This is a genomic window from Acinetobacter sp. V115_6, from assembly GCF_031799025.1.
Classification (GTDB): Bacteria; Pseudomonadota; Gammaproteobacteria; order Pseudomonadales; family Moraxellaceae; genus Acinetobacter; species Acinetobacter pittii.
Genome location: NZ_JAVQNO010000021.1, coordinates 537,742 through 550,265, shown reverse-complemented (window position 1 = coordinate 550,265; position 12,524 = coordinate 537,742). Strand labels below are relative to the sequence as shown.

Sequence of the window (12,524 nt, the reverse complement as noted above, 5' to 3'; positions counted from 1 at the left end):
AAAAAGTCATCTGTTACAAGATCTTTTTTTATGAAGTCACCCTCATCTAATAAATTGTTTTTTCTCTTAATATACATAGCATAAATATCTACCTCTTCATTCCTCACATAGCACTTATAGAAATCACACTCATCTTCAAGAATTTCTTTCATTTCATTAAAAAATCTTTTTGAAAATAGTGAAATTCCACAAGATGAATAATAAAAATCAGTCTCTAATATTTCACTTAATTGATCAGAAAAAATATTATCACAATCTAAATTTATTCTAGGATTTTTTAAAAACTGATTACTCAAGTCAAATTTAAGATAGTCAACAGTAATTTCTTGCTTCCCTTTCAAATCAAAAGAAAAATCTCTATCAATATACTCAGACGGATAAATTGTATAAAAATTCACAAATAATTCCTCATCTTACTTTCTTTTCAATGGTAAAGCACAAGTATACTTTCCTGTTTGTGTTCCTATTGCTCTTGCTGTAACTTTTGAACTTCTCTTTGGTAATCTCTATAATCCCAATTTTGACCTCTTGATTTCATCTGGATCGCATCTAATTTTCTCTGAACACGTCTATTATATTCTGAATATTCTTTAGTCCATCCACGATGTAATCCCAGTTTATCATTTTTATCAATTCCTTCGCATACAGGCATATACATCATGTTTGAAGCAGAATTTATATCCATATTTGATTTAGCAAACACCTCATGACCTTTGAGACTATATGGAATGATATGCTGACGTTGATAACCTTGTTTAGTCGGCATCCAAGTTGGCATACGCTCCAAACCAAGAGTATCAATCCACCCAATAGGATTAGGACCGTATTGATAATGATTATAGCCACCCAATAATCCAATCGGGTCTTTACTAATAAACCACCCTACATACGGCGAATAATAACGATAACGGTTGTAATGAAGCCCTATTTCGCCATCAAAATACTGACCTTGAAAACGGATGTTATTGCTAATAATTTCTGACTTTTCAAAGAAATCTGACTTAGCTTGTTCAACCTTACACTCACCCCAAGCTTTATATTGAGCTTTCCAGACAATGGCGCCTGTCAGGTTACTCATTTCTTGCGGTGTACCTAAATGGTCACAGTGATAGAACCATACATCATCAAAACCTTGACTTTGTTTTACTGTATTCCAAAGAGGGGCTTTATAAATGCTATATGTTTTTTCTGTCCAGTCTTGGGTTTGATGTAGTTCAATTGAGTGATGATACGCCGCTTGCAACAAAGGCACGAAACTATCTTTTTCGTAGAAATAGTGTTTAGTTATATCAGCGCTAGATTCATAAGCTAAAGTATCACCATCCCAACCATAAATAATGTTCTGCTCTTGTCCAGTATGGTGATGTTTACTTCTTTTTTGAATACGTCGACCTAAAGCATCGTAACGATAATCCACCGTGTATTGATTATTTCGGCTACGAATAAGACGTCCCAATACATCCCACTCAAGATTTAAATCACCTTGTGATGACTTTTGTCGAATCAATTGCCCAAAAGCATCATATTGATATTGTTGGTCAAGATATTCTTGTACGACGTTATTGACTAAACGGTTATAGCTATAACCTTTTTCACTAGAAATGTGCTGTGCGGATTGATCTTTGGTACTGTTATATCGATCTAAAATATTACTTGCCGGGTCAAAATTAAAAGTCTCTTTCCCAAGTTTACTGGTCGCTTCTAATAAACGCCCAACAGGATCATATTTATAATGAATAGCCCCACGGCGAGTATCCTTAATGAGCGTTAACTCACCTGTTTTATCGTAGTGATATAAGCGTTCAATCAATTGGTTGGTATGCTGGATGGCATTATTTTTAGTTTGGGCCTGATAGCCTTTATCATGCCCATTCAACATTAATTGCTGAGTTAAGCGCCCGACTTCATCATAACGTTGTTGTTGGCTAAGTCCATTTGCATAGTGTCGTAATGTCTCTCTATGTAAATCATCACGTTCAAAGCTAACAACATCTTCACCATTTAAAGCTACGCCATAGACATGTCCACTTCCATAAGTGAGCCAATCTATTTTCTGTCCATCTGGTCGGATGGTTGTAGCTCAATTATTTAATTCATCATAAACATGATTCCAGAAATGAAAAAGCCTATCAGTTAGATAGGCCCTATATTAAAAGATCAAAAAATAAATATTATTAATTTTCTAGATCTAAATACCAAATGGTTTCGCCCCAAGAGTTATCTTTAATTTCTGGCATAATTTCGCCCTGATTAAAATGACGCTTTTGCATGTCATTCGCTGGACTATACCATTCACCAGACTGTGGACAAGGTTGACCAGCTTCACAACGTAAACGGTTAGCTTCTCCATCTATATTTCCATGTTCACCTAGAACCGTATACTGGCTTCGAGCATAATCCACTAAGTCTTTTGGATAGAACTCATGCTCACGATATAAAGCATCATCTATACCTAATAACCATGTCACCGCTGCCGCTTCCCATGACCAATAGCCATAATAACTAACACCTGATCTAAGATCAGTTTGTGGATGTTGGTCATGATAAGGTTCTCGACGGCTTGCTTCATACCAGCTTTCTAAATATTGCAGCATTAAAGCAGGTCGTTGCTCTGGCGCGGCATTAAACACCTTAATTAACTTTCGATAAGGCAAATGTCTTCTGGCTTCATCTGGTGGAGTGCCACGGTCCGCTACAAATGGAGCAACAAGACGTTCGATTAAACCGTCTTTTTCCTGCCCTTCTGGAGTGGCTTCAACATAGTCAATAATCGGCATAATCCGATACATTTGATCAGTATAACCCGTCAATAAACCAAAACAAATCAAACGTAAAGCAACATACCAGTAGTCTTCTGTTCCTAAACTGATATGCCAGACATAGCGACCATCGGCATCAGGACTTAAATTATATAAATGACTGGTTTCAGCATATTCTTCCATCCAATTCAGTAAGTAAGGATAAAGCTCCTTGATAAAACTGACATCCCCACCAGCAGAATAATGTAAAGACATTAAATCTAAAGCATCAATTATTCGTCTTCGTCCCGAAGCAATATAGCCACCAAACTTCTTTTCATTTTTATAATTGCTAAAGCCATCTGTAACTGAATACAAACCATTTACAAGCTCATCAAAGTTTTCATGATAATCTTGTTTTAATAAATGATTATCTCTAAATTCATTCTCATCAGTAATTTCCAAGTCTAGCCATTTTTGCCAATCTATTTCTTGATCATTGACTGTTATTGACATTCTTAACGCTCCAGCATTTCATTTGGCATAACAAATTCTAAAGTAATTGCGTGTGCAGTCACTGTACGGGTACATTTAGGTTTATCTAGCCCTTTACAATGACTATGGTGATCAAATAAGTTTCCCGTGATAGTCACCAGACTACGATCATAAGGACACTGTACTGCAACTGTTTTACCCACTCTTTTTTCAGTACTCGCTTTAAATCTAACTCTTTCCCATGCTTTAATTTGTGTTATTAATGAACTATGGCTTGGAATAATTTGTGCACTGCTAATTTTTTTAGATATCCAAAGATGTGACATTTGCACACCATCAGCCACTGTCGTGCCGACCGACCGTTTAGCTTTACTTTCCTGATCAGATTTCATGTAAACATCTAACCCCATTCTTAAAGCAGCCATTGCAGCTTTAGGGGTCATCAGTTTTTTATGGCTGGCTAAATTCGTCGATTTACTATCTGTAACACGGTACTTATGCCCAATACTATTACTGTGCCAGACATGGTCAATACCATTGTGCCCAGTATCATGATATTCATACAGCACACCATTATTATTAATTTTGCTGCGGTTCTTTTTCCGCTTCACAAAATAGTAATCCGTGATGTGTTCACCACCCGAACCTAATTCCTGATTACTTCGCTTTTTTGATTCTCTTTTGGTTGATGTATTCTTGCTTCCTGTCTTCGCTGTATTACCACTGGTATTTTTAAGAACCTGACCATTCTGCTGTGTCCGAGGAGCAGACGTAGAATTAGGTTTATTTGAACCCGATGTATGGATGGGTGCCTTCGCTGTGGTATTTGGATACGGTGTTGCCAAAGCTTTTTTATGGGCTAATTGCAGGTCTTTCATTACCATTTCAATTTGCTTGTTCGCAACTTTTTTCATTTGTCTGAGTTGCAACACAAGGGTCTTTAATCGCGCTTGGCCCAAGACTGCTCGTGTCATCCAGCTATCAAAAACATCAATTAGGCCATCAATTATTTTATTGCTGGTTGTTTGCAACTCTTTGGTATAAGCATTCCAGTTTAAGTTACGAAACCATTTTTCAACGTTACCACGCATTGCTTTACTTGGAATTGCATCTAATATTGCCCCCATAGCCTTACCTGAGCGCAGTTGCTTAAATACAATTTTAAGACCATCTCCAGCAACAGGAACAAACGCAATTAAATTAAAGACCAGATCAAACCAGTTATCTTTGTTATTCGGGTTTTCTGCAATTTTGACAATTGAAACAATAACATTTCCGACATCAACTCCTTGCCCCACGAAAGGGATACAACCAATCACAACAGCTACGATAATTTGTGCCGGGCTTGATCCACTCCCGTCTAATACACCTTTTATCCAGTCTGCTGCCGATTGTTCTCCTTTCTTAGTCACTCTAATCGTTTTGGCTGGTGTTTTTGCAATGGCCGTACTCATAAATCCTCCCCAAGACCCACATGTGTAGCCGCTTGTTCATTCAATGGGATTTCTTCTGCATGATCAGCAATAGCATCATCTGGATTATTTTGCTGTTCTAAATCTTTTTCTACATAATCATTGATATGATCATCGTACTCAACACCCTGCCCATCGATCATGGCTTGTATTTCATCAGGGAAATATTCATCTAATAAGTGGTCAAGTTCTTGCTTGTTATATTGTTCGATCAATTGTTCTGCTGCCACAATACTCATCACTTTTTTATCTTTAAAGCTATTCTGCTGTTTGAGCTGATCAGGTTTAGCCTCCATATTGCTAAAACCGTAATAGACTTTTGGCTGGACTTTATCAGCAGGGACTTGGACTTTTGCATAACCACTACTATCCAGAATACCTTCTTGTATTGAGCCATCCTGAAATATAAGTTTATAAGGTGCTTGAGCTACTGGCTTTAAATCGTCATATACGTACTTAAGTTCAAGCTCTTTAGGCGACATATTCAACTGAGGCAAAGCAGGTAAAGTATTGGAAGCACTCCCTCCCCCCATAAACAAATGCTGCCCAGCTTTTACTTCAAACTTGCCACCAGTGACAGGGAAAATTCCCGAGCCATTAATCTTGATTTGAGATCCACCCGCCGTAATAACGATTTCTTTAGAAGCACTAATTTCAATTTTGTCTTCGGTCGAAATCACCTGAACAGCTTTACGGGCAATTAAATCTGCTCCATCACCTTGTGCTTGTATCTCGACTTTACCTTTGCCTGCATAGAGTCTCGCCCCTTCTTGAGCTGCAAAAAGGCTGATCTTGTTTTGAGCATGTGCAATAAGGTTCTTTTGAGTAGACAGGTTAATGCTATCACCAGCAGTCTGACTTAACTGAGCATCTGCGCTGAGGTGAATGTCTTCATTACTGGCTAGAGCAATACTGTTAGGTGCAGTTAGTATCATCAAGGCTTGCTTAAAAGCGGCAGCTTTGTCTTGATCTTTTTCTTCAATTTGCTCTATGAACGTTTTTAAGTTCTCAAGAACTTCCAATGGATCAGTTTGCTGATTTTTAGCAACTTCACTGAGTGCCTTGGCATTGTTGAGGCCCCCTTCGATTTGTTGTTTGGCCTCATTTGCATCTAGATGTACACCTTGAGCTTGGTCTTGTTTGTGAGTACTAACGAGTAAGCCACTGCCAGCTCTTACCGCACCCCACTGGTCTGTTCTGAGTTCAAAACCTTCACCTCGGCCATCACCCTCTGCCTTGTCTTTTGGATGGCTTAAGTTACCGAGATTTAATTGGCTTGCGGCATGGCTACTTTGTAGCTGGGCACTGATTTGACCTGTGGTGTCATCAAAACGTAGCTGGTTAAAGCCCTTACCATTCACTTCTTCTGAGCGGATGCCGCTCAGTTTCTTGGTATCAGGTAGCTGGCCTTTCTGGTCGAACTGCGTTGGATGCCGTTCAGCTTCGTGAATACGTCCTACCACAAACGGACGGTCAATGTTGCCGTCAAAGAAGTCAATCACCACGATCTCACCGACACGAGGCAAGAAGCGTGCGCCATAACCCGCGCCTGCCCATGGGGTGAGTACATCGACCCAAGCCGAGTCGGTGTCATTGTCGTTACTTCCTGCTCCACCGTCATGACTATGGTCATCAGCTCGGGTAAACAGGAAGCGAACTTTAATACGTCCCCATTGGTCGACATGAATGCTTTCGCCCTCTAATCCCACCACTCTAGCGCGCTGCGGGTAAGCAGCTGGTCGGTGTTCTAACGGGCTATATTCAGGGACAGCTTTAATATTGCGTCGAACAACATTCAGTTCAGCAAAGTGGCGTTGCTCTGGGTTTTGGCTATCGAGCTGGGCAGCCTTGAGTTTGTCTTTTGGCAACAAGCGTTCGAGTTGCTGTTGTAATTCTTTCGGTAAATTATTCTGGTTATAGTAGTGCTTGCTTAAGATTAAGAACTCTTTATCGGCACTATCATGTTGGTCGAGTTCAGGATGGTCATTCAGTGCAAACCAGTAACCGACCTGTACATCACGGACGTTACCTAAAACCGTAAACTGTTTAGAACTCAGGTGATGGTAAGCATTGATGTGCTGGTTAAGCTGTTCAATCTGGCTATTACCAGAAGCGGTGGCTTGGTCTTCACCGTTTAAGTCCTGCATCCAAGCGGGGCTAACGTGCCATGCATCTTCAAGGTTTAGGCTGGCATTGTCATAGTGTTCGCTGTGCTTTTGCGTGCCTTGTACGCTGCCGCTACCTTCTTCTTGTTGCAGCGCATCGGCTTGCCAACGTTGCACATGTACCGAGGTTGGTTGTAAACGGCGCTCAGCTTTAACTTGGGTAATGGTATCGAACTGTTCTGTGGCACTGCTGCGTTGGTAACGTAGGGTACGGCGTTCAAGCGCCTGATAGTTTTGGTTATCGTCAATTAAACGTAAGACTTGTGGCTGAATAGAAGCATTCGGATCAGCGACAAAAAGCTGTGACTCATCGACCAACCAGTTAATGCCTTCGCTACGCCACAAACGGGTTAAAAAGTCATAATCGCTTTCGTTTGACTGCATCACAAACGGACGCACATCATAATCTTTAGCTAAACCAGATGTGTCGAGTGTTAAGCTTGAAGCAAATAACGGGCTTTTCTCCTGCCATTCCTTAAACAGAATTTCGCTAATATCGCGCACGCTTTTATTCATAAACACGCGGCTATTACGGCGTTTATGCCAAAGTGCAGTTGGGTCTTTTAAGGTTAAGTTATAAATGGTGAGAGAACCGTCGCTTTGACCTTGGCTTGCTTCAGTAATAATGCCCGTGGTTCTAAAGAACTGGCCCATGTCAGTGATTTGATCGACGGCAACCTGACAGCCAATAAATTGTTTTAATGCAATATGTGCATTTGTCGACAGACACAGTAACTCAGCAACGCTACCCTGGTTGAGCGTATGTTCGCCCTCGATGCGTTGTAAGAAAACTTGATTGTTTAATGATGGGTTAGAAAATTGCACATGAAGAACGCGGTTATGTGCGACCAACCCTAAACTATCTAAAATTTGAAATATTTTATGGGACATCATTATTATAAAAACTGAGTCATAATCATCGATATTTTATAAAAAACAGACAGAATTGTCTATTTATATAAAATAGCTTATCTTCCATGACTTACATACTTTTTAGTTTATCTAAAAGAAAGATGGGACACCAAAAAGTCTATAAATGCTCTCGTTTTGGCCGATAAATTAGAAGTATTAGGATAAAGTAATTGAATATTTTGTAGCGGTAATGAGAAATCGGGAAATAATCGAATTAACCGGTTTTGTTGAATATCTTCATCAACTAACCATGCTGGGCAAATCGCAATACCTAAAGATGAGAGAGCCATTTGATGAATGGCTGTTACCGAGTTTGATTCATACTGACTTCGAATAAAAGGTAATGAATACTGCTCACCTAAACTATTTTCCAAAATATATTGTGAATCTTGCCAGTTCAATAATGTGTGACCAATCCACGGAACATTTGCTAAATCAGATATATTTTCTACGGGATGGTTTTGTATAAATTGTGGAGTAGCAACAATATAAATTGGATATTCCCCAATTTTTCGAGTTTTTAGAGATGAGTTTTTTAAATTCCCTAGTCGAATAACCAGATCTAATTTTTCAGTCACTAAATCATCGAGAGATGAATTAAATGAATACTGTAAACGTAAATGTGGGTAAAGCCGACAAAACTCAGGAAGTAAAGGCAAAATGAAACGTTGGCCAAATTCATTGGTAGACGAAAACCGTAAAGTGCCTGTAATGCTTGTACCTAAGTGTTGGCTTCGCTCAAATGCCTCATCAATCTGAAGTTGGATTTGTTTAAAATCCTCATAAAAATGCTGACCAATTTCAGTTAATGCAATATTACGGGTGTTGCGAATTAATAGACTTGTATTTAGCTGCTTTTCTAATTGTTTTATATCAATACTCACCATTGATCGGCTTAAGCCTAAAATTTCAGCAGCCTTGGTAAAAGAACCGGAATCAACGACTTGTAAAAAACTGGTTATTTGCTTGAGGTTTTTTTGCACAATTAAGCCAATTGTTTAAAATTATCAAACAATGATTTTACTTCGCTTGCATCGACAATAAAAGAGCTGGATCTTACCCTGCCTGCACGGAGGTAGGTATGTCTTATCGATATAAAATAGCGACAGTATTTTTACTTGGGTTCTTTATTGATTGCATCAACATTTTTATGTCCGCAATTGCATTGCCTAATATTGCATCGTCATTTTCAGTTAGCCAATTTATGGTCGCTTGGGTAACAAATGCGTATATTCTCGGCCTCATTTTAATTATGCCCATGAGTTTATGGTTAGCCACCAAACTTGGGAACCAAAAGTTATTGTGTTATTCGATGCTGTTATTTTCGATCAGCATTTGCTTTATTGGCTTTAGTGAATCGATTTATAGCTTAATTTTTTGGCGATTTATTCAAGGCGTAGCTGGAGGTTTATTAATTCCAGTCGGGCAAGCACTCGTATATGCATTATTCCCCAACCAAGAACGCCAACGCATTTCTACATTAATTATGGCAATTGCTCTGATTGCACCAGCTTTTTCGCCTGCGATTGGCGGTGTGATTATTGATTCATTGAATTGGCGATGGGTATTCTTATCTAACCTTCCTTTTTCTTTACTTGCATCAGCCCTAGCATGGTTCTGGATTAAAAAAACAGAGAATGTGGCGAGTGAAAAACCAGACATAAAAGGGTTAGTTATTTTTAATATAAGTCTGTTATCTTTATTACTCTCCTTTTCATTTTATAGTGATTACCATAACGCCTCATTCGCTATAATTAGTTTTCTAACTTCAGTCGGATTGCTTATTTTTTATATTCGACATGCGAAAAAAATTTCCCATCCTGTTCTTAATCTTGAGTTATTAAAAAATAAAAATTTACGTAATGCATTTATTGTCTATTACGCCGTTCCGGGTATTTTTACAGGCGTTAATTTACTCAATATTTTTAATTTACAGCTTAACTTTGGCTTTAATGCAAAACAAACTGGTTTATTCATGTTGCTCTATGCAACTGGGGCACTCACTGCCATGATTAGTGGTGGCCTGCTCTATCAACGGTTAGGAAAAAAGTCTCTTCTTATTATTGGAATAACCCTACATAGCTTTGGCATATTTCTTTTGTTTTGTATTTCAAACACAAGCCCTTTAAGCTTTTTAGTGATTTCTTATTTATTGATGGGTATGGGTGGCGGTCTGAGCGCCAACATTGCCCAAATTAGCTCATTGATTGATTTTTCAGGCCAAGATTTATTACAAGGAAGTGTGCTCTGGAATATTAATCGACAAGTTTCATTTAGTGTCGGTACTGTCGTTCTCATTTCGATATATAACTTGATGTCTAGCTCAAGCGATTTGCTTCGTTATCAACATACTTTTTTAATTGCAGCTTTGCTCTGTTTAATTTCACTCATTCCCGTTTTAAAGGAGAAAACCCATGCCTAATCAAATGGATCAAGCCCTTCAAAGTGTCATTGACCTACATGTTTTAATAGAAAATGTATTTACAGGAAAAAATGCAGAGCAAACTCTGAGCCCGCTTTTAGATAGCTTTGATCAAAATTTTAAGATGGTTACGGTTCAAGGTCAGAGTATTGGTTTAGCCGAAGTGAATAGTTTATTTAGCCAGAATATCGGGAAGAAGCCTTCTTTAAAAATCGACATTATTAAGAGTACAGCTTTATACGAATTTGAAAATTATTGCTGGGTGCAATACCAAGAACATCAGCAAACCGATGAAACCGAGACAGTACGTACATCCACAGCCTGCATCAAAGTAGAAGATAAAAAGTGTTATTGGGTGTATTTACATGAAACTTTAATTCCCTCGTCTTAAGTCATCTAGAGCACTTTAAAGATGGCACCTATTTTGCTTAACAATATTACGTTTTATGAAAATCGTAATACTGATAAAAATGGGGAGCTCTCAATATGGGTTATGTTGCAAAGGAATTTACGCGAAAGAACAAGCTGATTCTTAGTATTTGTTCTTTCGTTATTCCAATATGTCTTTGGTGCGCAATCAGTTACTTACCTTTTGTTTGGCATCCTCAAGTACAAATCACGAGTTCGGGAAGTGTTTCTTACTTACAAGTAGGAAGTCGCATTGATAAAAATGTGTTCTATCTCGAAGCACAAAATGCAGTCAATCGAAATTCTGCACCACCACAAGGTATTTTAGTCAATCCAATTTATTTACCCGCTCCCCATGAAGTCGCTAAGGCTTTGGTCACCGCCTTTACCACGCCACCTGAACAACCTGATTCGCCGTGGTTTCATCAAAGTTTATGGCACAGTATCAAACTGGTTTTTTCAGCTTTTTTTATCTCTTCATTAATCGGGATTCCACTGGGTATTTTGTGTGGTTTTTCTAAGCGGATATCTCTATTAACAGAACCGTTTGTTGAGTTTTTCCGTTACTTACCTGCACCTGCGTTTGGTGCACTTGCAGTGGCAATTTTAGGGATTAATGACGCGCCTAAAATTGCGATTATTGTGATTGGTACGCTATTTCAGCAAATTCTCATTATTGCCAATACCACCCGAATGGTAGATCGAAGCTTAATTGAAGCTGGCTATACGCTTGGCACCAATAAGCTCAAAAGTTTATTTCATGTGGTAATTCCTGCTGCCCTACCTGATATTTACCGCGACTTACGTGTGCTATTGGGCTGGGCATGGACCTATTTAATTGTTTCCGAGTTGATCGGTACGACCTCGGGTATTACATGGTTTATTACCCAACAGGCTCGCTATCAAAACTTTGACAATGTCTATGCAGCTATTTTGATTATTGGCGTGATTGGTCTGGTCTGTGATTGGCTATTAATGAAGTTAGGTGAGCGGATGTTCACTTGGAAAGTAGGAGCAAAATAATGAACGATTCAACATTTAACGCGCATGAACACTTTCAAAAAATTTATGAACGTCCTGTTATTTTAGAAGCTAAACAACTGAGCCAAGTGTTTAAGCATGGTCAAAGCGAACGCACTGTTTTAAATAAGCTCGATTTAAAAATTCATAAAAGAGAATTTATTTGCGTGATTGGTCCTTCTGGCTGCGGTAAATCAACACTGAGCCGTGTTATTGCAGGTTTAGACCCATACCATAGTGGAGAAATTTTAGTAGACGGCGAATGCATTACGGGCCCATGCCCTGAACGTGGCATGGTATTTCAGGGCTATACCCTTTTTCCGTGGAAAACTGTAAAAGAAAACGTGATGTTTGGTCCGCAAATGCGCGGCGCTAGTCAAATGACAGCAGAGGCGCAAGCACTTGAATGGATTAATATTATTGGTTTGGAAAAGTATGAAAATCAGTATCCACACCAACTTTCTGGTGGTATGAAACAGCGCGTTGCAATTGCTAGAGCACTGGTTAATCAACCAAAAATTTTACTCATGGATGAACCTTTTGGTGCACTCGACCCACACACACGTCAAAAAATGCAAAAGCACTTGATGGATTTATGGCAAAACATTGATATCACCATTATTTTTGTGACCCATGACATGGACGAAGCCATTTTACTTGCTGACCGAATTGTGGCACTCAAAGCCAATCCCGGTGAAATTAAAGAAATTATTGAAGTTAATTTACCTCGCCCACGCTCACTCGATTTGATGAGTACACCTGAGTTTAAACAGCTCCGTTCACGGGTAGATTATTTAGTTCACGCTGAAGAAGATGAGCTTGACCCTGCTTTACAAGACTTACCAAAAATTCCACGTATGACTCAGGTCAGTACAGAAAAATAAGAAAGGCA

The 12,524-nt window shown here is 38.9% G+C and carries 8 protein-coding genes and 2 pseudogenes; 4 read left to right on the top strand and 6 right to left on the bottom strand.

What is annotated here, in order from left to right:
- Window positions 1–59: 59 nt before the first annotated feature.
- From RMA94_RS11045 to RMA94_RS11020, 6 genes and pseudogenes are all read right to left on the bottom strand, one after another.
- Window positions 60–398 (bottom strand): annotated as a pseudogene (locus RMA94_RS11045) (hypothetical protein); the annotation flags it as partial.
- Between the two features lie 65 nt (window positions 399–463).
- Window positions 464–2,113 (bottom strand): annotated as a pseudogene (locus RMA94_RS11040) (RHS repeat-associated core domain-containing protein); the annotation flags it as partial.
- A 61-nt stretch (window positions 2,114–2,174) separates the two neighbouring features.
- Window positions 2,175–3,254 (bottom strand): PoNe immunity protein domain-containing protein, encoded by a 1,080-nt coding sequence (locus RMA94_RS11035; RefSeq protein WP_075382690.1) that lies wholly within the window; start codon window positions 3,252–3,254, stop codon window positions 2,175–2,177.
- 2 nt (window positions 3,255–3,256) lie between these two features.
- Window positions 3,257–4,687: a hypothetical protein gene (locus tag RMA94_RS11030; RefSeq protein ID WP_284091052.1), complete on the bottom strand. Its 1,431-nt coding sequence runs from the start codon at window positions 4,685–4,687 to the stop codon at window positions 3,257–3,259.
- Window positions 4,684–7,764 carry a type VI secretion system Vgr family protein gene (locus RMA94_RS11025; protein ID WP_284091054.1) on the bottom strand — a complete coding sequence of 1,027 codons (3,081 nt, stop codon included), beginning with the start codon at window positions 7,762–7,764 and terminating at the stop codon, window positions 4,684–4,686. The genes RMA94_RS11030 and RMA94_RS11025 overlap by 4 nt, the downstream gene beginning before the upstream one ends.
- Before the next feature lie 104 nt (window positions 7,765–7,868).
- On the bottom strand, window positions 7,869–8,765 hold the full coding sequence (locus RMA94_RS11020; RefSeq protein WP_075382687.1) for a LysR family transcriptional regulator: 897 nt from the start codon (window positions 8,763–8,765) through the stop codon (window positions 7,869–7,871).
- A gap of 98 nt (window positions 8,766–8,863) precedes the next feature.
- On the opposite strand from RMA94_RS11020, the gene RMA94_RS11015 reads away from it, so the two are divergent.
- The 4 genes from RMA94_RS11015 (at window position 8,864) to RMA94_RS11000 (ending at window position 12,516) form a co-directional block, all read left to right on the top strand.
- On the top strand, window positions 8,864–10,204 hold the full coding sequence (locus tag RMA94_RS11015; RefSeq protein ID WP_311082894.1) for an MFS transporter: 1,341 nt from the start codon (window positions 8,864–8,866) through the stop codon (window positions 10,202–10,204).
- Entirely contained in the window at window positions 10,197–10,595 is a 399-nt protein-coding gene (locus RMA94_RS11010; RefSeq protein ID WP_311082891.1) for a hypothetical protein, read from the top strand. The genes RMA94_RS11015 and RMA94_RS11010 overlap by 8 nt, the downstream gene beginning before the upstream one ends.
- A gap of 95 nt (window positions 10,596–10,690) precedes the next feature.
- A complete protein-coding gene (locus RMA94_RS11005; RefSeq protein ID WP_009389057.1) occupies window positions 10,691–11,635 on the top strand; it encodes an ABC transporter permease in 945 nt (314 codons plus the stop codon).
- On the top strand, window positions 11,635–12,516 hold the full coding sequence (locus RMA94_RS11000; RefSeq protein WP_311082888.1) for an ABC transporter ATP-binding protein: 882 nt from the start codon (window positions 11,635–11,637) through the stop codon (window positions 12,514–12,516). Before RMA94_RS11005 ends, RMA94_RS11000 begins: the two co-directional genes overlap by 1 nt.
- Window positions 12,517–12,524 lie beyond the last annotated feature (8 nt).